Genomic DNA, 22,202 nt, shown 5'->3' on the forward strand with positions numbered 1-22,202 from the left:
GCGCATTGCACCCCGGCATCATGCCTTGGCGATGCGCTTTTTCCAGCTGCGGATCTGCTTCCTGACCTCCGACGGCGCCGTGCCGCCGAAACTGGTGCGGCTCTTCACCGAATTCTGCACCGCCAGAACCGAGAAGATGTCTGCCGTGATGCCGGGGTTGATCGACTGCAGATCTTCCAGCGACAGCTTTTCAAGGCTCACCTTCTTCTCTTCGGCCACCGCCACCGCGCGGCCGGTGACATGGTGTGCCTCACGGAAGGGCAGGCCCAGCGCGCGCACCAGCCAGTCGGCGAGGTCGGTCGCGGTCGCGTGGCCCGAGCCGGCGGCTTTTTTCATGGCGGCGGCATTGACCGTCATGTCGCGCACCATGCCCGTCATCGCAGCCAGCATCAAATCGAGTGTTTCGGCAGCGTCGAAGACCGATTCCTTGTCTTCCTGCATGTCCTTGCCGTAGGTCAGCGGCATGCCCTTCATCACGGTCAGCAGCCCGACGAGATGGCCGGTGACGCGGCCGGTCTTGCCGCGCACCAGTTCGGCGGCGTCCGGGTTCTTCTTCTGCGGCATGATCGAGGAGCCGGTGGAGAAACTGTCCGACAGCCTAACGAAGCCGAATTGCGGCGTCGACCAGATGATGATTTCTTCGGCGAGCCGCGACAGATGCGTGGCGCAGATCGCCGCCAGGCTCAAAAACTCCAGCGCGAAATCGCGGTCGGAGACGCTGTCCAGGGAATTGCGCATCGGCTCGCGGAAGCCGAGCGCCTTGGCGGTCTTGTGGCGATCGATCGGAAAACTGGTGCCGGCAAGCGCTGCCGCGCCGAGCGGGCTTTCATCCAGCCGCTCGATGGCGTCGCGGACGCGCGACAGGTCGCGCGAAAACATCTCGACATAGGCCATGCAATGGTGGCCGAAGGTCACCGGCTGCGCCGCCTGCATGTGGGTGAAGCCGGGCATCACGGTCGCCGCATGCTCCTCGGCGCGGTCGAGCAAGGCTGAGATCAGCCCCTTCAGCGCCTCGGCGACGCGAAAGCACTCGTCCTTGACCCAGAGCCGGAGATCCACCGCCACCTGGTCGTTGCGTGACCGCGCCGTGTGCAGGCGGCCGGCGGCCGGGCCGATCAGATCGGCAAGGCGGGCCTCGATATTCATGTGAATGTCTTCCAGCCGGGTCGAGAACTCGAACGTGCCGGCCTCGATCTCTTTCAGGATCGTGTTCAGCCCGTGAGCGATTTTTTCTTGATCGGCCGCCGAAATAATGCCCGTTTCAGCCAACATCTCGCTGTGGGCGACCGAACCTCTTATGTCTTGGGCATAGAGTTTGCGGTCGAACGAAATCGACGCGTTGATCGCTTCCATGATCGCGGCCGGACCCGAGGCAAAACGTCCGCCCCACATCTGGTTGCTGGCCTTCTTGTCGCTCATCGCTATAACCCGTGCTCCGGAGCAGTCTTAGAAAATGGCAGACGGTAGCAGATACTTCCCGGCCCCGCGCCTGATCCTCGCCGCTTTGCTGGCGGGCGTGCTGGCCGGCGTGGTCGCGGTATATGTCAGCGAGAGCGGGTCTGGCAACAACGCAGCCACCGGCAGCGCACCTGCGGCCGGCGCGGGCAACAGCAAGGACGACGTCGCCTGCGCCGCCAAGAGCGACCGCGCCAAAAAGGTTGCCGCCGCGGCCACCGGCCAGGTGGCGGCATTGCTGCCCGCCGATCCGCCGCAATCGCTGAAAAGTCTCGCCTTCAACGGTCCCGACGGCAAGCCGATGACGATCGCCGATCAGGCCGGCAAGACCGTGCTGCTCAACCTGTGGGCGACGTGGTGCGCGCCCTGCCGTGCGGAAATGCCGGCGCTCGACGCCTTGCAGAAGGAAAAGGGCAGCGATGCCTTCGAAGTGGTCGCGGTCAATGTCGATGCCGGCGACGATGTGAAGCCCAAGAAGTTCCTCGCCGATATCGGCATCGGGTCGCTCGGCTACTACCGCGATTCGACGCTGGCGCTGTTCAACGACGTCAAGACGCGCGGCTTGGCGCTAGGCCTCCCCGTCACCATGCTGATCGATGGAGAAGGCTGCCTGGTCGCGCATATGAACGGACCGGCCGAATGGTCGGGACCGGATGCCAAGCGCCTGGTCGAGGCCGCACTCGCCCCTTAGAGCGGTTCACCGTTTCGTCGAAACGGCTACCCGCGCTAACTTTTTTGTTTCGACGCAATTTCGGACGGAAAACCGTTTCACACTTTTCCTGAAATTGCTCTAGGCTGAGCGCAGGGCCGCCGCCGGCGGCAGCATCAAGATGCTGCCGCCGCGTTGTTTGACGCTGGCGTCCTCTTGTGCCGCCGGCGCCGCGACGCCGGTCAGTTCGCTGAACGCCTCGATCGGGCTCGGCCGGCCTAGGTAGTAGCCCTGGCCGATCTCGCAGGCCTCGGCGTCGAGGAATTTCAGCTCGCCCAGCGTCTCGACGCCCTCGGCCAGAACCGGCAGGCCGAGACCGCGGCCAAGCCCCAGAACGGCGCGCACGATGGCTGCCACCTGGCCGTTGCTGTCGACTGATTTGATGAATGAGCCGTCGATCTTGATCTTGTCGAAGGGGAAGGCGCGGAGATTGGACAGCGAGGAGTAGCCGGTGCCGAAATCGTCCATCGCCACACGCACGCCAAGCGCCTTCACCTGGCGCAAGGTCGCCAGCGCGCGCGGCATGTCCTTGACCAGCGCCGTTTCGGTGATCTCGAGTTCGAGCCTGCCGGGCGTCAGGCCGGAGCCGAGCAGGACTTCATGCACCTTGCGGCTGAAATTCGGATTGTGGAGCTGCACCGCCGAGACATTGACCGCGACGGTGAGAGGGTTCTTCCAGCGCGCTGCCTCGGCGCAGGCCGTCGCCAGCACCCATTCGCCGATCTGGATGATGACGCCGCTGTCTTCGGCCACCGGGATGAAGGTCGCCGGCGACACGTCGCCGCGCTGCGGATGGCGCCAGCGGATCAGCGCTTCGAACCCAACCATCCGCCCGCTGCTGATCTCCTTTTGTGGCTGGTAGACGAGGCGAAACTCATCGCGCGCCATGGCCTGGCGCAGTTCGTGCTCCATCACGCGCCGGTCTCGCGCCTCGGCGCCCATCGAGGCCTCGAAGTAACGGTAAGTGTCCTTGCCCTCGGCCTTGGCGCGGTAGAGCGCGGTGTCGGCGTGGCTGACCAGGAGTGTCGGCTCATCGGCGTCGAGCGGATAAAGTGCAATGCCGATGCTGGCCGACACCAGCCCGCCACCGACCGACAGCCGGTTTTCCTCGCGCATGGCCGCCAGCACCGCCTCGGCGATGCGGCCGGCCGCCTGCGGATCGGGAAGGTTCGGAGCGATGATGGCGAACTCGTCGCCGCCGAGACGCGCCAGCATCTGTCCGTGGCGGAGCACGGCGGAGGCGCATAGCGCCACCTTCTGCAGCATGGCATCGCCGGCGCCATGCCCGAACAGGTCGTTCACTTCCTTGAAGCGGTCGAGGTCGAGCAGCAGCAGCGCAAGATGCCCACCCTTGCCGCCGCGATCCATTGCGGCAATTTCGGCCTCGAGCCGGCCGGAGAAACTGCGGCGGTTGGGGAGCCCGGTCAACGGGTCGAAATGGGCGAGGCGCAGGATCTCCTGCTCGGCCTTCCTGCGTTCGCGGATGTCGCGCACGGCGACCACGCTGTGCCGCTTGCCGCAATAGTCGATGCTTCTGGCGATAAGTTCGACGGGGATGGTGGCGCCGTCATGGGCTCTGAGTTCGGCTTGCTGTGCCTGTCCGCTGCAGTCGGACATGCCGGCCGCGGTGCGTTCGCCGAAGAGGTCGCCAAGCAGCATCGCGTTCAGCACTTCCGGCGCAATGCCGGTGAGTGCCGCGATGCTGTCATTGGCGCTGACGATGCGGGCGCCGTCGCAGACGATCAGCCCCTCGACGGCGGCGTTGGCGAGGCCGTGCATGCGCTCGGCCTCGAGCTTGTGACGCCGGAAGCGAAGGTCGATCCACAATGCTGCGGCTGAAAGCACCAGGATAGCCATGCTGACTGCGGCGGCGGCGAAGGCCTGCGACACCGGTTCGACCGTGAACTGCGATATCTCGATGGAGGAGTCCGGGAAGATCGACACCGCGCCCATGGCGATGAAGTGCAGGCTGCAGATCGCCAGCGTCAACAGGATGGCGGCGGCGATTGTGGCCTGCATGGACGGCCGTCGCAACACGACCAGCAGCGCCAGCGCGGCGAGGGTGACGCCTGTCAGCACCGAGACGCCGACCAGCAGCGGGTTCCAGACGATGCGCCCTTCGACCTCGAAGGCGGCCATGCCGATATAGTGCATGGCGGCGATACCAGCGCCGAGGACCGCGCCGCCGACCAGAGGGTAGTCGATGCCCCGGCGCAAGGTGGCGATCCACATGCCCGCAGCGGTCAGGGCGACGGAACCGGCGAGCGAAAGCGCCGACATTTCCGTATTGTAGGCGTTGGGGATTCCGGGAGAAAAGGCAAGCATTGCGATGAAGTGCGTCGCCCAGATACCGAAGCCGGTGGAAGTGGCTGCTATCATCAGCCAGGTATAGCGGTTGCGCTCGCTCGAGCGGTCGACATGGCGAAGCAGGTTGACCGCCGAGAAGGAAGAAATACCGCAAATGAGCGCTGCCAGTGCGACCAGTCTCAGATCGTGCTCATGCACGATACAATTATAGACCGTCAGCATCTCGCCCCACCTGCTCTCCCACAGCAATCAAGCCGTCCACTTGATTAGTATGCCACGCTTGACGAAGAATCGGTTATGCGAACTACAACTACAGCGGGTTTTTCGGGTTGTACGTTGCGGCGATCCTGTCTCATTCCAGACGCACGGTTACAGCAGCGCCTGGCGCGATGCCGCTCGGCCGATCTCGATCTGGCCGAGCGCCGGTTTGGCGGCCGCACGGTGCAGGTGCGTGGCGCTGTCACGCGGGCCCTTCACGCATCGCTGGGCGGTCGGCGATCCTTGCAGGCCCACCATGCCCCATTCTATCGCTGAGCCGGCTTGGCATTTCTCTCTGTCCTCGTTGCAAGGCGAGGGGGCGCGAAGTTAGCCGGGTATGAAATTCACGAAACAGCAACAAATCCGTTGTCCGATTGTCATCAGCGACACATATTGCGTTCGCGGGAGCGCCCCTTTCGCCAATGACAAACGGGAGATGAAACATGAAGTTGTTCGGCTTTGCGGCCGGTGTTGCCGCCACCTTGACCCTGCTTTCCACCACCTCCGCCTTCGCCGCCACCCAGATCAGTTGGTGGCATGCAATGACCGGCGCCAATGCCGAGGTGGTCGACAAGATCGCCAAGGATTTCAATGCCAGCCAGAGCGACTATGAAATTCTCCCTGTTTTCAAGGGCACCTATCCCGAAACGCTGAATGCCGGCATCGCTGCCTTTCGTGCGGGGCAAGCGCCCGACATCATCCAGGTGTTCGACGTGGGTACCGGCGTCATGATGGCCGCCGAAGGTGCGATCAAGCCGGTGGCCGATGTGCTGACCAGCGCCGGCGTGACCTTCGACAAGAGCCAGTATTTGCCCGGCATCGTCGGCTACTATTCGAAGCCGGACGGGACCATGCTGTCCTTCCCCTATAATTCCTCGTCGCCCATCCTCTATTACAACAAGGATATCTTCCAGAAGGCCGGGCTTGACGTGAACAATCCGCCAAAGACCTGGAACGAGGTGTGGGAAGCCGCCAAGAAGATCAAGGCGAGCGGCGCCGCTTCCTGCGGCTATACCTCGACGTGGTTGACCTGGATCCACCTTGAGGCCTTCGCCGCCTGGAACGACGTTTCCTATGGCACCAACCAGAACGGACTTGCCGGAACCGACGTCGAGCTCAAGATCAATGCGCCGATCTTCGTCAATCATTTCCAGGCGCTCGCCGACCTGGCCAAGGACGGCACCTTCAAATATGGCGGCCGTACATCCGAAGCCAAGCAGATCTTTCTTGCCGGAGAATGCGGCATCTTCACCGAATCGTCGGGGGGTCTCGGTGACATCGTCAAATCGGGCATGAACTACGGCATCGGCCAGCTTCCCTATGATAGTGACGCCAAGGGCGCGCCCCAGAACACCACGCCGGGCGGCGCCAGCCTGTGGGTGTTCGGCAACAAATCGGACGAGGAATACAAGGGCGTCGCGGCGTTCTTCTCCTACCTGTCCAAGACCGAAGTGCAGGAGTATCTGCACCAGAAGTCGGGTTATCTGCCGGTGACGCTCGCTGCCTATGAGGCGACCAAGAAGTCCGGCTTCTATGACAAGAACCCGGGCCGTGAGACGCCGATCCTGCAGATGCTGGGCAAGGCGCCGACCGAGAACTCGAAGGGCGTGCGCCTCGTCAACCTGCCGCAGGTGCGCGACATCGAGAATGAGGAGTTCGAGAAGATGCTGGCCGGCCAGCAGACTGCGCAGCAGGCGCTCGACAACGCGGTCGCACGCGGCAACAAGGCGATTCAGGAAGCGATCGGAAACTGAAGCGATTGTCAGTTGAACCTCGTCCACGCGGACCCGCGTGGACGATTTCCTGAATAGCGAGGGAATCACCCTGTCTCCACGCGTCGTCTTTCCCAACAAGACCCTGCCTTACCTGCTGGTGGCGCCGCAACTCGCCATTACGCTGATCTTTTTCTACTGGCCGACCGGGCAGGCGCTCTACCAGTCGATGCTTAGGGAAGACCCGTTCGGGCTGAAGAGCAAGTTCGTCGGGCTCGCCAATTTTCGCAAGGTGCTGGCCGACCCGGCCTACCTCAACTCGATCAAAGTTACGCTGGTGTTCTCTCTGGCGACCGCGATGGTCGCCATGGGTGTGGCCCTGTTGCTTGCCGTCATGGCCGAGAAGGTGGTGCGCGGCAAAGGCCTTTATCGCACGCTGCTGATCTGGCCGTATGCGGTGGCGCCGGCGATTGCCGGCATGTTGTGGCTGTTTCTGTTCAACCCCTCGATCGGTTCGCTGGCCTACGCCTTGAGAGGTCTCGGCATCGCCTGGGATCCCTTGCTTAACGGAAACCAAGCCATGATCCTGCTGGTATCTGCGGCTGCCTGGAAGCAGATCAGCTACAATTTCCTGTTCTTCGTCGCCGGGCTGCAGGCGGTGCCGAAGACGTTGATAGAGGCGGCGGCCATGGACGGCGCCGGGGAGACGAAGCGCTTCTGGACCATCGTCTTCCCGCTGCTCGCACCGACGACCTTCTTCCTGCTGGTCGTCAACACTGTCTATGCGCTGTTCGACACTTTCGGTATCGTTCATGCCGTCACCGGCGGCGGGCCAGGCAAGGCCACCGAGACGCTGGTCTACAAGGTCTACAATGACGGTTTCGTCAATTTGATCCTCGGCGATTCGGCCGCGCAGTCGGTCATCCTGATGGTCATCGTCATCTCACTCACGGCCATCCAGTTCCGCTATGTGGAACGCAAAGTCCACTACGGTTGAGCGCGAGCGATGATTGGTCAGTCCCCGCTTCGCGCCCTCATCGCCCACGCCGTGCTCATCCTGGGCATCCTGATCGTCGCTTTCCCGATCTACTACACCTTCGTTGCCTCCACGCAGACGCTGCAGACCATCCTCAAGCCGCCATTGCCTCTTTTGCCCGGCGACCAGGTCTGGAACAATTACAGCGAGGCGCTGTTCGGCGGTGTCGGCCGCATCGGCGGCGTCAGTGTCGGCCGATTGCTGCTCAACACCACGATCATGGCGCTCGGCATCGCGGTGGGGAAGATTTTCATCTCGATCCTTTCGGCCTATGCGATCGTGTTCTTCCGTTTTCCGCTTCGGATGGTCTTCTTCTGGCTGATCTTCATCACGCTGATGCTTCCCGTCGAGGTGCGCATCCTGCCGACCTACAAGGTGATGGTCGATCTCGGCATGATCGACACCTATGCCGGCCTGATCATTCCGCTGATCGCCTCGGCCACCGCCACGCTTCTGTTTCGCCAGTTCTTCATGACCATCCCAGGTGAGTTGGTGGAAGCGGCGCGTGTCGACGGCGCCGGACCATGGCGATTCTTTTTCGACATCCTGCTGCCGCTGTCGCGCACCAACATCGCGGCGCTGTTCGTCATCCTCTTCATTTATGGCTGGACGCAGTACCTGTGGCCGCTGCTCGTCACCAACAGCAATGACATGAACACCATCGTCATCGCACTTAGAAAGATGGTCTCCTTCGCCGATGCCGATACCCAATGGCATCTGGTCATGGTCACCGCGATGCTGGCCATACTGCCGCCGATCCTGATCGTGGTGCTGATGCAACGCTGGTTCGTGCGCGGACTGGTCGATACCGAAAAGTGAGAAGCTGATGGCGACCATCGATCTGAAGGATGTGAAGAAAGTCTATCCCGGCGGCGTCGAGGCGGTGAGGGGTGTCTCGATCGCCATTCCCGACAAGGAGCTTTGCGTGCTGGTTGGGCCGTCCGGCTGCGGCAAGTCCACGCTGCTGCGGATGATCGCCGGGCTTGAGACCATTTCTTCCGGCACCGTCGCCATCGACGGCAAGATCGTCAACACGATCGGTCCGACCGAGCGCGACATCGCCATGGTGTTCCAGAACTATGCGCTCTATCCACATATGAAGGTCTACGACAACATGGCCTACGGGTTGCGCAACCGGGGTACTCCCAAGGACGAGATCGACAGCAGGGTTCGCTCGACCGCCAAGGTGCTGGAGCTCACGGCGCTGCTCGACCGGCGCCCGCGCGAGCTTTCCGGCGGCCAGCGCCAGCGCGTGGCCATGGGTCGCGCAATCGTGCGCAATCCAAAAGTCTTCCTGTTCGACGAACCGCTTTCCAACCTCGACGCCAAACTGCGCGGCCAGATGCGGGTCGAAATCAAGAATTTGCAGCGTTCGCTCGGTGTCACCTCGGTCTACGTCACCCACGACCAGCTTGAGGCGATGACGCTGGCCGATATTCTCGTCGTCATGAATGGCGGGTTGGTCGAGCAGACGGGCGCGCCGCTCGACATCTACGAGAAGCCGGCATCGACCTTCGTCGCCTCCTTCATCGGAGCGCCGCCGATGAACCTTCTGCCTCTTTCGCAAGGACCGGCTGGTCCGGCGCTGACCGACGGCAAGACGGTTGACTTCGCGCCTACGAACGCCGCCACGCTTGGCTTCCGCCCTGAGGATGCCGACGTCACCTTCAGTGCCGAGGCATCATCCGGCGCGCTTATTCTGCCTGCGGCGGTCGAGGCGGTCGAACCTGTGGGAGCCGAAAGCTTTCTTCACTGTGCCGCCGGCGGCAACCGCATCGCCGTGCGTGTGGCCGGCCGCGCCACGGCCAAACCCGGCGATCAACTGCGCGTCGTGGCCAGGGCCGAGAAGCTGCATTGGTTCGACAATGCTGGGAAACGAGTCGATTGACGCAGCCGCTCGCGCCAATCCGACGCATCGGCAGTTCAGGCGAAGACATGCGCCTTGCCGGAAACTGTCAGACGCACGATCTCGCCGACGGCAGGTGCGTCGATTCCCGGCTTGCGTAAGGTCAGCGGTGTGCTGCCGATCGCCGCGGCGTCCGGCGGATCGGGGTTGTTCAACAGCCGCACGGCAATGGTGCACATCGAGCCTGCGAATTCCGAGTCCGTCACCTCGGCGAATATCGTGCCCGCAGGACCCGACATGCCTTCGCGCGACGTGCGCTTTACCTGCACCTGCTCCGGTCGCAGCATGATGCGGGCGATGTCGCGCCGCTCCTTCGAGTCGACGGCTATGCGACCAAGCGAGGAGGTGGCGAAGCCGCCTGAAATCTTTGCCGGCAAGATGATGGCGTCGCCAAGAAACTCGGCAACCATGCGGTCTTTCGGCTGCAGATAGAGTTCTCGCGGTGTGCCGATCTGAGAGAACTTTCCGTCGCGCATGACCGCCACCTGGCTGGCGAAGGACAGCGCCTCGGCCTGGTCGTGGGTGACCAGGATGGTGGTGATGCCGGCGGCTTCGAGTAGTTCGGCGACCGCCTTGCGCATCGAGGCGCGCAGACCGGTGTCGAGCGCCGAGAACGGTTCGTCGAGAAGCATCAGCCTGGGCTTCATCGCCATGGCGCGGGCCAGCGCCACGCGCTGCTGCTGGCCGCCGGAGAGCTGGTGCGGGCGGCGCTTGAGGATCGCCTTGTCCAGCCCGACGGTATAGGCGAGCTCGGCGATGCGCTCGGCGCGCTGGTCCTCGCCGCGGGCCATGCCAAAGCCGATATTGTCGCCGATGCTGAGATGCGGGAACAGGGCGCCATCCTGCGCCACCAGGCCGATGCCGCGGCGGTGCGCCGGCACCGCATGGCCGCCATTGGCCAGCACCTCGCCGTCGAGCACGACGCGGCCCTGGTCGGGCGCCTCGAAGCCGGCGATCAGCCGCAGCAACGTCGTCTTGCCGCAGCCGGACGGGCCGACGATCGCGGTGCGACTGCCGCTTGCGGCGCTGAGCTCGATGCCGGCAAGGGCTGCGACCGGGCCGTAGTGCTTGGTGAGGCCACTGATTTCGAGAAAGCTCATCGCCCGGCCATCCGTTTCGACTGGACATAGAGCAGCCAGGTCAGCGGCAGCGACATCGCCACCATGATGAAGGCGTAAGGGGCGGCGGAGGCATAGTCGATCTCGCCGCTATAGGACCAGAACGCCATGGCCAGCGTGCGCGTGCCGTTGGGCGCCAGCATCTGGGTGGCGGTCAGCTCGTTCATGATGCCGAGCGCGACCAGCGCCATGCCGGCCGCAGCCCCCGGCGCCGACAGGCGAATCGTTGTCGACCAAAGCGCCTTCAGCGGCGGCCGGCCAAGGCTGGCGGCGGCGCGTTCGAGCTCGACCGGCGCCTGTGCGATCGAGGCTCTGAGGCTGATCAAGGCGCGCGGCAGGAACATCAGGGCATAGGCGACCAGGATTGTGAACAGCGTCTGGTAGAGCGGCATGGCGATGCGCACGGTAATGGTGACCAAGGCCAGCGCGATGACCACGCCGGGCAGCGAACCGACAATGTAGTTGCAGCCTTCGAGCAGCCGCTGCAGCGGTCCCGGCGCGCGGATCGAGATCCAGGCCATCGGCATGGCGGCGATGGTCGCAAGCAAGGCGCCGGCCAGCGCCAGGAACAGTGTCTGGCCAAGCGCCAGGCCGATCTCGTCCAAACGCCAGACATCGGCGCCGCCGGCGACCAGCCAGCGGCCGATGGTGACGAAGGGCACGCCGATGGCGAGCAGCGTGGTGACGGCAGGCAGAGCCAGGCAAGCCAGCGTGGCGCGCCCGAGCCTCGAGCGCTGCCGGTGGCGCGCCGCGCCTGAGCCGACGCGGGCATAGCGCTCTTCGCCGCGCACCAGCACCTCCAGAGCGAGCAGCACGAAGCAGCATGTCACCAGGACGCCGGCCAGCATGTTGGCGGCGGGGCCGTTGAAGGTCGACTGGAACTGGTCGACGATCGCGGTGGTGAAAGTGTCGAAGCGGATGAAGACATAGAGGCCATATTCGGCAAGCAGATGAAGTCCAACCAGCAGCGCACCGCCGCAAATGGCGAGCCTGAGCTGCGGCAGCACGACGCGCCAAAACACGCGCCATGGTCCGAGGCCAAGCGCTGCGGCCGCATCTTCCAGGGCGGGATCCAGCCGGCGCAATGCGGCCGCTAGTGGCAAATAGAGGAATGGGAAATAGGCAAGGACCGACACCAGCACGCCGGCCCACAGGCCATGCAGTCCCGGCACCAGGGTAATCCAGGCATAGGAGTGCACGAAGGCGGGGATGGCAAGCGGCGCTACCGACAGCCAGGCCCAGAGGCGGGCGCCTGGCAGGTCGCTGCGCTCGGTCAGCCATGCCAGCGTCACCGACAGCACGGTGGCGATCGGCACGGTGAGCGCCACCAGAAGCACGGTGTTGACCAGAAGTTCGCCGACGCGCGGCCGGAAGACCAGGGCCGAAGCAGTGTCCCAGCCGATCTGCACGCCGATCCAGATGATGAACGCCAGCGGCAGCAGCGACAGCAGCGAGACAATTATGGCGACAAGCGCGATCCAGGACATGGGCTTCCGGCGGGACCGCCCGACTGTCTGGCCTGAACGTGCGAGATCGACCGCAGTTTGCATCAGCTCGACCGCGCCACTGCCGCCGGGGCGGGGGCGCCGCAGGCGCGGCCGGAAACGCAATGTGTCGTCATGGACAATGCCATCTCGAAAACAGAGCGCTCCTGCGGAAAGTCCGGCAGGAGCGCAATCGTTGCCCTTTTAGGACGAACCCAGCCTAAAGCAAGCCGGCTGCCGTCATCAGGTCCGTCACCTTTTTGGAGTTCAGTGTCGCCGGATCGACCTTCGGCGCCTGCAGGTCGGCCAGCGGCACCAGCTTGGGATTGGACTGCGCGTCCTTGCCGATAGCGTATTCGAAGGACGTGCCGGTCTTCAGCACGTCCTGGCCGCCTTTGCCGGTCACCCATTTGAGGAACGCCTGGGCTTCCTTCGGGTGTTTGCTCGAGGCGAGCACGCCGCCGCCGGAGATCGAGACGAAAGCGCCGGGATCCTGGTTCTTGAAATAATGCAGTTCGACGTTCTTGCTGTTTTCGCCGGTCTTTGCCTGATCGCCGAAATAGTAATAGTGGTAGATGATTCCGCCTTCGATCTCGCCGGCATTGACCGCCTTCATCACCGTGCCGTTGCCCTTGTAGGCGGTGAAATTCTCCTTCATGGCCTTCAGCCAGTCGGCGGTTGCGGCTTCGCCCTTGAGCTCGAGCAGCGCGCTGACGATGGCCTGAAAATCGGCGCCGGAAGGCGAGGCTGCCCAGCGGCCTTTCCAGGCGGGATCGGCGAGATCGAGCATCGATTTGGGCAGCTTTTCGGCCGTGAGCTTGGTCTTGTTGTAGGCAAAGACGGTGCTGCGCGCCGCGACACCCACCCATTTGCCGCTGCTCGGCTGGAATTCGGCCGGGACTTGCGCCAGCGTGTCGGCGTCGACCGGCGCGAAAAGGCCCGCCGCTTCGACCAGAGTCATGGCCGGCGAGTTCTCGGTCAGGAACACGTCGGCCGGCGAAGAAGCGCCCTCGGCGACGATCTGGTTGGAGAAATCGCTGTCGCCGCCATTGCGCAGCGTGACCTTGATGCCGGTTTCCTTGGTGAAACCTTCGACCCATTCCTTGGCCAGGCTCTCATGCTGGGCGTTGTAGACGATGATGCCGGCATCCGCGGCCATCGCCGGCCCGGCGATCATGCTCACGGCCAGCGCTGTGGCCCCCGCTAGGGTGGAGAGCGTGTATCTCATGGCGTCATCCTCAATCTCGGTGGTTCTGGTTTCGCAGGCTGCACCTATCGATACCTGACAGCAGTAGTCAACATTGCTCGGCTGCTTCAATCGGTCGCCGCTCTCGCAAACTTTCGTGATTTTGCGGCACTTTGGCTTGGACATCATTTCGCCGGACACGTAACAAATCGGTGCCGAGGCGCGAAGATCGGGGAGTGAACTCTTGTGAGCGGCAAGGATGAGGCCGAGCTTTCCCGGCTGATGCGGGCCGCGATCGCGGGAGATGAAAGGGCCTACGCCGACTTTTTGCACCGGATCGCCGCGCTGGTTCGCGGCTTTGCGAGGCGCAAGATCGTACAGGGCGGGGTCGATCCCGAGGATGTTGTGCAGGAAACCTTGCTGGCCATTCATGTGAAACGGCATACCTGGCGCCAGGACGCGCCGGTGTTGCCATGGATCTATGCGATAGCCCGCTTCAAGCTGATCGATGCTTTCCGGCGGCGCGGACGGCGCATCGAAATCGAGATCGACGAGATCGCCGAGACCTTTGCCGAGCCGGAAACCGAGACCGTCAGCGAACGCGACATCAACCGGGCGCTGGACGGACTGCCGGCTGGGCAGCGTTCCGTCGTTTCTTCGATCTCGGTCGACGGCCGCTCCATCGGCGAGACGGCGGCCACGCTCGGCGTCAGCGAGACGGCGGTGCGGGTGTCGCTGCATCGCGGGCTTGCCGCGATCGCCAAGCGATTTGGGCAGGGGCGCTTCGGGCGGCAGTGACATGAGGACGGAGGATCTCATCAAGGCACTCGACGCCGACACAAGCAGCAAGGCGATGCCGCTGCGCTCGGCCTGGTTGATGGCGGCGGCAGCCGCGGCGGTGATCGCGGCTCTGGTCTTCTTTCTCACCATCGGCCCGCGTCCCGACATAATGACCGCCATGCACACGATGCGGTTCCTGGCGAAGTTCGTGTTCACCATCGTGCTCGCCGTCACCGCCTTTGGCCTGGTCCGGGCGTTGTCGACGCCGGGCGCTTCGACGGCAAGAGCCGCGGCCTGGATGCTGGCGGCGCCGCTGCTGGTGGCCGTGGCGGTGGCTCTCGAACTGTTCATGGTGCCGGAGCCGATGTGGAGCACGCGCATGGTCGGCTCCAACATGATGATCTGCATGGGCTTCATCCCGCTGATCGGCATCGGCCCGCTTGCCGTCTTCCTGTGGATGCTGCGCTATGGCGCGCCGACGCGGCCGGTGTTGGCCGGGGCGGTCGCGGGACTGCTCGCCGGCGGCCTGGCGGCGACCTTCTACGCCGCGCACTGCTTCGACGATTCGCCGCTTTTCGTCGCCACCTGGTACACGCTCGCCATCGCCGTCCTCGCCGGTCTGGGCGCGCTCGGGGGACGGTTCTTCGTGCGCTGGTGACCGGCCGTTCAAGATCGCCCAATAATCACCGATCCTTAATCATGCCGGCAATTGTTTGCGGGTTCACCGTGTTGCCGGTGGCTCCGGCGCAACCTTTCCTTAAAATCGATCATCCAGTGTTTTTTGCAGAAATGTGTTGCGCATGGGGTGGCATGCACAGTGATGCGACGAGAGCGAAAAAGCCTGCGGGCTGACAGTCACGTGGCTTTGGTGCTTGCGGCCGGAGGGCTTTGCGCTGCCGTGGTCGCGCTCCTGCTGTCGCGGCTCGATGTCAGCGCCGAAGTGCTGAAACTCTGCCTGCAGATATCGGTGCCGGTCGCCGCCGTTGCGCTGATTCTCGCCGCCCTGTTCATTTACCGGATACTGGACGACCGCCGGCAGATCGCCGAAAGCGAGCAGCGTTTCCGCCGCGCCATGGAGGATTCGGCGATCGGCATCGCCATTGTCGGCCTCGACGGCCGCATCCATGAAACCAACCCGGCCTTCGCCGCCATGCTCGGCTATAGCAAGCAGGAGATCGAGGCGCTGACCTTCTTCCAGATCACCCATCCCGACGATGTGCAGATCGGCCGTGAGACGATGGACGGCATGCGGGCGGGCACCGTCAACGCCTTCCACTTCGAAAAGCGCTACCTCAGGAAGGACGGCACGCCGGTATGGGCCCATCTTGCCGGTTCCGTCATTCGCGACGAGAAGAGCGGGAGCCCGCTCTACCTGGTCTCCCAGATCGAGGATATCGATGCGCGCAAGCAATCCGAGGCGCGCATAGCCGAAGCCGAAACGCGCTGGAATTTTGCCCTGGCCAGCGCCGGACAAGGCGTCTGGGATCTTGATATGCGGAAGGGCGGCACCACCTACTCCGCCACCTGGGTGAAGATGCTGGGCTATGCCGATGGCGAACTGGACGGCGACCCCGACCGCTGGCTGGCGATGATCCACCCCGACGATCGCGAAAACGTCGCCGAAGCCGATCGTGCCCATCTGGAGGGCAGGACACCGTTCTTCGAAGCCGAGTTCCGGATGCGCCACAAGGATGGCCACTGGGTCTGGATCCTCGACCGCGGCAAGACGCTCGAACGCGACAACGACGGACGGCTGGTCAGGGCCATCGGCAGCCTGACCGACATCACCCAGCGCAAGCAAACCGAGGAAAGCCTCATCGTATCGGCGGCAATGCTGGCCGACGAGAAGGAGCGGCTGAGGGTGACGCTGCAGTCGATCGGCGACGCCGTCATCTGCACCGATGCCGCCAACCGCATCACCTTCATGAACCCGGTCGCCGAAAAGCTCACCGGCGTTGTTGGCGCGGAGGCGCTCGGCAAGACGCTTGGCCATGTCTACTGGGCGGTGGACGAAGAAACCGGGCAAAGGATCGGCATGACGCGGCCGGCGCTCGGCAGCGCCAGCCCTGTCGACCAGAACAGTCGCGCCGTCCTCATCCGTCGCGACGACACACGCTGCAGCATCCGCCAGGTGGTGTCGCCGATCATGAACGACCGCCAGGAGTTCTGCGGTCTTGTCATTGTCTTCCAGGACTTCACCGATGCGCGCGCCTTGCAGCGCCAGCTCGCCTATGCCGCCGCGCATGATGCGCTGACTGGCCTTGCCAACCGTTCGAGCTTTATCCGCACCATGGAGGAACTGGTCGACCGGAGCCGCAAGGCCGACACAGCCAGGCCGGCGGGCGAACATCATTTCATGTTCATCGATCTAGACCATTTCAAGCGGGTCAACGACACTGGCGGGCACGCCGCCGGCGACGCCTTGCTGAAGCGGGTTGCCGAGGCCATTCGCGGTGCGCTTGGGCCGGAGGATATCGTGGCCCGCCTCGGCGGCGACGAATTCGCGGTCATCCTGAAAGCCGGGCCGAGCGCCGGCGCCAGGATTGCCGCACGCTCGGTCATCGACGCCATCCGCGGCCTGCAGTTCAGCTGGGACGGCCGGCCGCATGCGATCGATGCCAGCATCGGGCTGGCGCCAATCCACAGCAACAGCGGTGAAGTCGACGAGATCATCGCCCGGGCCGATGCTGCCTGCTATGCGGCCAAGGCCGCCGGCCGCGGCTGTGTTTCCGTGGCGCCTGACGATACCGGGTCAAGAGGCCAAGCAGAGCCGCCGCTTGCAGCGGCGTCCTGAGGGAGCACGGAACTTTCGTTCTGGTGGTTAGCGCGTCGGAACCGGATGCTCGCCGCGATAGTCGTAGAAGCCGCGCCCGGTCTTGCGGCCGAGCCAGCCGGCCTCGACATATTTCACCAGCAGCGGGCAGGGGCGATATTTCGAATCCGACAGGCCGTCATGCAGCACCTGCATGATCAACAGGCAGGTGTCGAGGCCGATGAAATCGGCGAGCTGCAGCGGTCCCATCGGATGGTTGGCGCCGAGCCGCATGGCGGTGTCGATGGCATCGACCGAGCCGACCCCCTCATAGAGCGTGTAGATCGCCTCGTTGATCATCGGCAACAGAATGCGGTTGACGATGAAGGCCGGAAAATCTTCAGAGACGGTGATGGTCTTGTCGAGCTGTTTCACATAGGCCTTGGCCGCCTCGAAGGTCTGATCCTCGGTAGCGATGCCGCGCACCAGTTCGACCAGCTTCATCAGCGGCACGGGGTTCATGAAATGTATGCCGATAAAACGCTCGGGACGGTCGGTCTGCGCCGCAAGCCGGGTGATCGAAATCGACGAGGTGTTGGTCGCCAGAATGGCTTCCGGGTTGAGCTGGGGACAGAGCTGCGCGTAAATCTTGCGCTTGACCGTCTCGTCCTCGGTCGCCGCCTCGATAACCAGATCGGCACCGGCGAGATCAGCCATGGTGGGGGCTGCGGAAATGCGCGCCATCGCTTCGTTACGCAGCTTTTCCTCAAGCTTGCCGGAGCCGACCTGGCGGGCCATGTTGCCGCTGACCGTGGCAATGCCCTTCTCGATACGGTCGGGCGAGACGTCGTAGATCAGCACCTTGAAACCCGAAAGTGCTGATACATGCGCGATGCCGCCGCCCATCTGGCCGGCGCCGATGATGCCGATCGTCTCGATCTTGGCCATTTGCAGCGATCCCGTCGAAAAGGCCTTTGCGGCCTGCTTTTTGTGCAGTGCAAACTAAAAGGGTGGGGCAGCTTCGTCTACCCCACCCTTTCACAATTTAATACGCTTTGGCAGAGAGCGTCAAAGCGCCTTTTGCAGTTCCGGCAGGATGACGAACAGGTCGCCGACCAGGCCGTAATCGGCAACCTGGAAGATCGGCGCCTCTTCGTCCTTGTTGATGGCGACGATGACCTTCGAATCCTTCATGCCGGCAAGGTGCTGGATGGCGCCGGAAATGCCGACGGCAATATAGAGGTCCGGCGCCACGACCTTGCCGGTCTGGCCGACCTGCCAGTCATTCGGGGCGTAGCCGGCGTCGACGGCAGCGCGCGAGGCGCCGACGGCTGCACCGAGCTTGTCGGCGACCGGCAGGATGACTTCCTGGAACTTTTCCGAGGAGCCGAGCGCGCGGCCGCCCGAAATGATGATCTTGGCCGAGGTCAGCTCCGGACGGTCGGTTTCCGAGAGTTTGTTCTCGACGAAAGTGGAGAGGCCGGGATTGGCCGCGGCCTTCACCGTCTCGACAGCTGCCGAGCCGCCCTCGGGCGCGCCCTGGAAGGAAGCGGTCCGCACGGTGATCACCTTCTTGGCGTCGCTCGACTGCACCGTCTGAATGGCGTTGCCGGCATAGATCGGCCGCTTGAATGTGTCTGGTGAAACCACTTCGATGATCTCGGAGACTTGCGCGACATCGAGCAGGGCCGCCACGCGCGGCGCGACATTCTTGCCCGAAGAGGTCGCCGGTGCGATTATGGTGTCGTAGGCGCCGGCCAGCGAGACAACGAGTGCGGCGAGCGGTTCGGCGAGGCGCTCGGCCAGTTCGTCGGCCTCGGCCAGCAGCACCTTGCTCACGCCCTCGAGCTTGGCAGCGGCGTCGGCCGCGCCCTTGGCGCCTTTGCCGGCGACCAGCACATGCACGTCCGAACCGATCTGCAGCGCCGCCGAGAGCGCCTTCGCGGTCTGGTCGGAAAGGCTGGCGTTGTCGTGTTCTGCGATGAGGAGAATGGTCATTTTATCTGTTCCTTCCAGTCTCAGAGCACGCCGGCTTCGTTCTTGAGCTTGTCGACCAGTTCGGCGACACTGTTGACCTTCACGCCCGCCTTGCGGCCGCTGGGCTCCTCGGTCTTGAGCACCTTCAGGCGCGGCTTGACGTCGGCGCCGTAATCGGCCGGGCTCTTTTCGTCGAGCGGCTTCTTCTTGGCCTTCATGATGTTGGGCAGCGAGGCATAGCGCGGCTGGTTGAGGCGAAGATCGGCGGTGATGATCGCCGGCATCTTCAGTTCCACCGTCTGCAGGCCGCCGTCGACTTCGCGCGTCACCTTGGCCTTGTCGCCGTCGATCACGACCTTGGAGGCGAAAGTGCCCTGTGCCCAGCCGAGCAGGGCGGCCAGCATCTGGCCGGTCTGGTTCGAGTCATCATCGATCGCCTGCTTGCCGAGGATCACGAGACCGGGCTGTTCGGCGTCAACGACGCCCTTCAGCACCTTGGCGACGCCGAGCGGCTCGGTCTGCTCGTCGGTCTTGACCAGGATGGCGCGGTCGGCGCCCATGGCGAGCGCGGTGCGGAGCGTTTCCTGCGCCTGCTGCGGGCCGACCGAAACGACGATGATCTCTTCGGCCTTGCCGGCTTCCTTCAGCCGGAGCGCCTCTTCCACCGCGATCTCGTCGAACGGGTTCATCGCCATCTTGACGTTGGCGAGTTCCACCGCCGAACCATCGGCCTTGACGCGAACCTTGACGTTCGCATCCACAACCCGCTTCACGGGCACAAGGATCTTCATTGTCTGTCACCTCTCCTGAGATATCCGGGCGCGCTATAGCAGCGTGCGCCTCCGCAGAGTTGTCGAAAGCCGACATTCCTGACTGAATTCCGGCCAAACGGAATCCTGGCCGGACGAATTCTGGTCTTCTGCCGCCTAGCGGTGGCGCTCTCCGTAGTTGTGGCGACGCAACACGTCAATATGCCACGGCAGCGGCCAAACCACCCAAATCGGTTCACTTGTGACCGGAAGCGCCACCCCGGCCCCAACGCGTCTCAGGTTGCACGGGAGCGGGACCGGCTGGCGCCGGCCCAGTAGAAGCGGCTGGCTGATCGGCGGGTTGCGGCTCGCCGTCGCCACCGGCGAGCAGCGGCACGCCGCGGCTGCGCATAATGAGCACCAGCACGCCACCGGCAATGATGCCGCCAATATGGCAGGCCCAGGATATCTGGTTTTCGCCGCCGGCGGCAAACATCACCACCTGGAAGCCGATCCACAGGATCAGCGGGATGAAGGCCGGGATACGCAGCGGAATCCGGGCAAAGACCAGCACCCACACTTTCACCCGGGGGTAGAGGACCAGATAGGCGGCGACGACGCCGGCAATGGCGCCGGAGGCACCGATCAGCGGAACCTCCGAACTCCAGGCGACGAGCCCCTGGAAGAAGGCGCCGGCGATGGCGCAAAGCAGGTAGAAGATGAGGTAGCGGATGTGGCCGAGTGCGTCCTCGACATTATCGCCGAACACCCACAGGAACAGCATGTTGCCGCCGAGATGAAAGATATCGGCATGCAGGAAGGCATAGGTAAGGTAACTCAGGCTCTCGGGAATGACGACGAATTGGGGCGAGAGTTCTGCCGTGTCGTGGACAACCGAAGGAATGAAGCCGAAGCCGAGCACGGCTGCGTTGTTGAAATTTTCGCCGCCGATCGTGGTGATGAGAAACACAAGCGCGTTGACCGCGATCAGGCCGATCGTCACATATTGCAGCCGGATGTGGCGCAACCTGTTGGAGTCGTAAAGCGGGATGAACATGCCCCAAGCCCTTTCCCGCCTTCGAAAATTCAGCGGTTCTTGCCGGGCACCCATAACACGTCGGCATTTCCGTTGTCATTGACCGCACGAGCGGCGACGAACAGAAAGTCCGAGACGCGGTTTATGTATTTCAGCCCCTCGCGATTGACATGTTCGGCCGGGTCCTGCGCCAGCGCCACCATGATCCGCTCGGCCCGTCGCGCCACGGTGCGGGCAAGATGAAGTGCTGCCGCCGCCGGCGTGCCGCCATTGAGCACGAAGGATTTGAGCGGCTGCAGATCCTTGTTGAGAAGGTCGATATCCTTTTCGACGCGGTCGGTCTGCGAGGCGATGATGCGCAGCGGCTCGTAGCCCAGCGGCTTGCCGTCGTCGGGCACGGCGAGATCGGCGCCGAGGTCGAACAAATCGTTCTGGATGCGGGACAGCATGGCGTCGATGGCGGGATAACTTGCCGCTGTGTGCAGGCGGGCGATACCGATGCAGGCATTGGCTTCATCGACGGTGCCGTAGGCATCGACGCGCAGGTCGGATTTCAGCCTGCGTTCACCGGTGCCGAGGCCAGTGGTGCCGTCATCGCCGGTGCGGGTGTAGATCTTGTTGAGCTTGACCACGTCGCCTCCCGAACGGCCGTCACTTGCGGGTGAAATACACCACCAGCAGGATCAGTGCCAACGCCAGCGCCTGCAGCAGCACGCGTGCCTGCATCAGCTTGTTCGAGCTCACACCGGAGCCGCCGCGCATCATGTTGATGAGGCCGCGGACAAGCACGATCACCACGGCGACCATGACGAGGACGAGGAGGACTTTGATGACGGTTGCCATGATCTGTTCCCAGTTCTGTTGCGATCAGGCGCGTCCGGCCAGAACGCGGTAGAGCATCGATGCCGGCAGGATGCGCTTGAGCATCACGCCAATCCTGGCCGGCACTGTTACCACATAGTGCGGGCGCGGGCGCCGCGACAGAAGTGCATGGCGCAAGGCCGCATAGACCACCTCCGGCCCCTTTTTCAGCCGTGATGAGCTGCCGCCGGCCCGAAGCCGCGCCAGCTGCGCGGCATAGGCGACGTGGTGGACGGAATTCTCGTGGTCGATGTTTTTCAGGAACCAGAACAGCCCGTTGCTGGCGATTTTCGAGGTCACCGGCCCCGGTTCGATCAGCGAGACATGGATGCCGCTGCCCCTGAGTTCCTGCTGCATGCACAGCATCAGGCCTTCGAGCGCGTGCTTGGAGGCTGAGTAGGCGCCGCGAAAAGGCACCGGCGCTAGCCCAAGGATCGAGGAACAATGAACGAGGCGGCCATGTCCCTGGCGACGCATTACCGGTACGATGCGTCGGGTGAGGTCGTGCCAGCCGAAGAAATTGGCCTCGAACTGCTCGCGCAATGCCGCAACCGGCAGGTCTTCCACGGCGCCGGGCTGTGCATGGGCGCCGTTGTTGAACAGGGCGTCGAGGCGTCCGCCTGTCCGCTCCAGCACCGATGCCGCAAGTGCTGCGATGGAATCCGGCTCACGGTAGTCGAGATAAAAGGCCTCGATGCCGTCGGCTTCAAGTGCGGCTATGTCATCCGGCTTGCGCGCCGTTGCAAACACGCGCCAGCCATCCGCCTTCAGCGCACGGGCGCAGTGGGCGCCTATCCCGGACGAGGCGCCGGTGACGATGATGGTGCGCAACTCTTTGGCAGGCGGCATCGTGGTTTGAGCAAGGGTTGCCATTTG

General features: G+C 63.7%; 21 protein-coding genes. 8 read left to right on the forward strand and 13 right to left on the reverse strand.

Going from position 1 to position 22,202, the window contains the following annotated elements:
* Positions 1–18: 18 nt before the first annotated feature.
* Positions 19–1,419: an argininosuccinate lyase gene (argH, locus tag NKJ77_RS00470; RefSeq protein ID WP_352533920.1), complete on the reverse strand. Its 1,401-nt coding sequence runs from the start codon at positions 1,417–1,419 to the stop codon at positions 19–21.
* A gap of 34 nt (positions 1,420–1,453) precedes the next feature.
* Here argH and tlpA point away from each other — a divergent pair, with 34 nt between their 5' ends.
* Positions 1,454–2,146, forward strand: a complete 693-nt coding sequence (gene tlpA / locus NKJ77_RS00475) for a thiol:disulfide interchange protein TlpA (protein ID WP_352533922.1) — start codon at positions 1,454–1,456, stop codon at positions 2,144–2,146.
* Positions 2,147–2,245: 99 nt separating this feature from the next.
* Here the strand turns inward: tlpA and NKJ77_RS00480 are convergent, their stop codons facing one another.
* Entirely contained in the window at positions 2,246–4,693 is a 2,448-nt protein-coding gene (locus tag NKJ77_RS00480; protein WP_352533924.1) for a bifunctional diguanylate cyclase/phosphodiesterase, read from the reverse strand.
* A gap of 147 nt (positions 4,694–4,840) precedes the next feature.
* Positions 4,841–4,987 carry a hypothetical protein gene (locus NKJ77_RS00485; protein WP_023685332.1) on the reverse strand — a complete coding sequence of 49 codons (147 nt, stop codon included), beginning with the start codon at positions 4,985–4,987 and terminating at the stop codon, positions 4,841–4,843.
* 185 nt (positions 4,988–5,172) lie between these two features.
* Between NKJ77_RS00485 and ugpB the strand changes: the two genes are divergently transcribed.
* From ugpB to NKJ77_RS00505, 4 genes are all read left to right on the forward strand, one after another.
* On the forward strand, positions 5,173–6,483 hold the full coding sequence (gene ugpB / locus NKJ77_RS00490; RefSeq protein ID WP_023685331.1) for a sn-glycerol-3-phosphate ABC transporter substrate-binding protein UgpB: 1,311 nt from the start codon (positions 5,173–5,175) through the stop codon (positions 6,481–6,483).
* 70 nt (positions 6,484–6,553) lie between these two features.
* Positions 6,554–7,438, forward strand: coding sequence for a sn-glycerol-3-phosphate ABC transporter permease UgpA (gene ugpA / locus NKJ77_RS00495; protein WP_023685330.1), 885 nt, complete (start codon positions 6,554–6,556; stop codon positions 7,436–7,438).
* 9 nt (positions 7,439–7,447) lie between these two features.
* Entirely contained in the window at positions 7,448–8,296 is an 849-nt protein-coding gene (ugpE, locus tag NKJ77_RS00500) for a sn-glycerol-3-phosphate ABC transporter permease UgpE (protein WP_023694018.1), read from the forward strand.
* Between the two features lie 7 nt (positions 8,297–8,303).
* A complete protein-coding gene (locus NKJ77_RS00505; protein WP_023832511.1) occupies positions 8,304–9,365 on the forward strand; it encodes a sn-glycerol-3-phosphate import ATP-binding protein UgpC in 1,062 nt (353 codons plus the stop codon).
* A 35-nt stretch (positions 9,366–9,400) separates the two neighbouring features.
* Here the strand turns inward: NKJ77_RS00505 and NKJ77_RS00510 are convergent, their stop codons facing one another.
* The 3 genes from NKJ77_RS00510 to NKJ77_RS00520 all read right to left on the reverse strand — a co-directional run bounded on the left by NKJ77_RS00510 (position 9,401) and on the right by NKJ77_RS00520 (position 13,213).
* Positions 9,401–10,483, reverse strand: a complete 1,083-nt coding sequence (locus NKJ77_RS00510) for an ABC transporter ATP-binding protein (protein WP_023686694.1) — start codon at positions 10,481–10,483, stop codon at positions 9,401–9,403.
* Positions 10,480–12,051: an ABC transporter permease gene (locus NKJ77_RS00515; RefSeq protein WP_023685328.1), complete on the reverse strand. Its 1,572-nt coding sequence runs from the start codon at positions 12,049–12,051 to the stop codon at positions 10,480–10,482. Before NKJ77_RS00515 ends, NKJ77_RS00510 begins: the two co-directional genes overlap by 4 nt.
* Before the next feature lie 154 nt (positions 12,052–12,205).
* Positions 12,206–13,213 carry an iron ABC transporter substrate-binding protein gene (locus NKJ77_RS00520; RefSeq protein WP_023698702.1) on the reverse strand — a complete coding sequence of 336 codons (1,008 nt, stop codon included), beginning with the start codon at positions 13,211–13,213 and terminating at the stop codon, positions 12,206–12,208.
* 204 nt (positions 13,214–13,417) lie between these two features.
* On the opposite strand from NKJ77_RS00520, the gene NKJ77_RS00525 reads away from it, so the two are divergent.
* From NKJ77_RS00525 to NKJ77_RS00535, 3 genes are all read left to right on the forward strand, one after another.
* Positions 13,418–13,969 carry a sigma-70 family RNA polymerase sigma factor gene (locus NKJ77_RS00525; protein WP_023832512.1) on the forward strand — a complete coding sequence of 184 codons (552 nt, stop codon included), beginning with the start codon at positions 13,418–13,420 and terminating at the stop codon, positions 13,967–13,969.
* Position 13,970: 1 nt separating this feature from the next.
* On the forward strand, positions 13,971–14,609 hold the full coding sequence (locus tag NKJ77_RS00530; RefSeq protein WP_023671666.1) for an NrsF family protein: 639 nt from the start codon (positions 13,971–13,973) through the stop codon (positions 14,607–14,609).
* Positions 14,610–14,810: 201 nt separating this feature from the next.
* Positions 14,811–16,745, forward strand: coding sequence for a PAS domain S-box protein (locus tag NKJ77_RS00535; protein ID WP_352533926.1), 1,935 nt, complete (start codon positions 14,811–14,813; stop codon positions 16,743–16,745).
* 27 nt (positions 16,746–16,772) lie between these two features.
* Here the strand turns inward: NKJ77_RS00535 and NKJ77_RS00540 are convergent, their stop codons facing one another.
* From NKJ77_RS00540 to NKJ77_RS00570, 7 genes are all read right to left on the reverse strand, one after another.
* Entirely contained in the window at positions 16,773–17,651 is an 879-nt protein-coding gene (locus NKJ77_RS00540; protein ID WP_352533928.1) for a 3-hydroxybutyryl-CoA dehydrogenase, read from the reverse strand.
* Positions 17,652–17,771: 120 nt separating this feature from the next.
* On the reverse strand, positions 17,772–18,701 hold the full coding sequence (locus NKJ77_RS00545) for an electron transfer flavoprotein subunit alpha/FixB family protein (RefSeq protein WP_352533930.1): 930 nt from the start codon (positions 18,699–18,701) through the stop codon (positions 17,772–17,774).
* 20 nt (positions 18,702–18,721) lie between these two features.
* A complete protein-coding gene (locus tag NKJ77_RS00550) occupies positions 18,722–19,471 on the reverse strand; it encodes an electron transfer flavoprotein subunit beta/FixA family protein (protein ID WP_023685322.1) in 750 nt (249 codons plus the stop codon).
* Positions 19,472–19,685: 214 nt separating this feature from the next.
* On the reverse strand, positions 19,686–20,486 hold the full coding sequence (locus NKJ77_RS00555; protein WP_023685321.1) for a rhomboid family intramembrane serine protease: 801 nt from the start codon (positions 20,484–20,486) through the stop codon (positions 19,686–19,688).
* 29 nt (positions 20,487–20,515) lie between these two features.
* On the reverse strand, positions 20,516–21,097 hold the full coding sequence (locus tag NKJ77_RS00560) for a cob(I)yrinic acid a,c-diamide adenosyltransferase (protein WP_023671672.1): 582 nt from the start codon (positions 21,095–21,097) through the stop codon (positions 20,516–20,518).
* 19 nt (positions 21,098–21,116) lie between these two features.
* Positions 21,117–21,308, reverse strand: coding sequence for a twin transmembrane helix small protein (locus NKJ77_RS00565; protein ID WP_023671673.1), 192 nt, complete (start codon positions 21,306–21,308; stop codon positions 21,117–21,119).
* Between the two features lie 24 nt (positions 21,309–21,332).
* Positions 21,333–22,199, reverse strand: coding sequence for an SDR family oxidoreductase (locus tag NKJ77_RS00570; RefSeq protein WP_081732471.1), 867 nt, complete (start codon positions 22,197–22,199; stop codon positions 21,333–21,335).
* Positions 22,200–22,202 lie beyond the last annotated feature (3 nt).

It is taken from the genome of Mesorhizobium sp. M0052, assembly GCF_040323255.1.
In the GTDB taxonomy this organism is placed as follows: Bacteria; Pseudomonadota; Alphaproteobacteria; order Rhizobiales; family Rhizobiaceae; genus Mesorhizobium.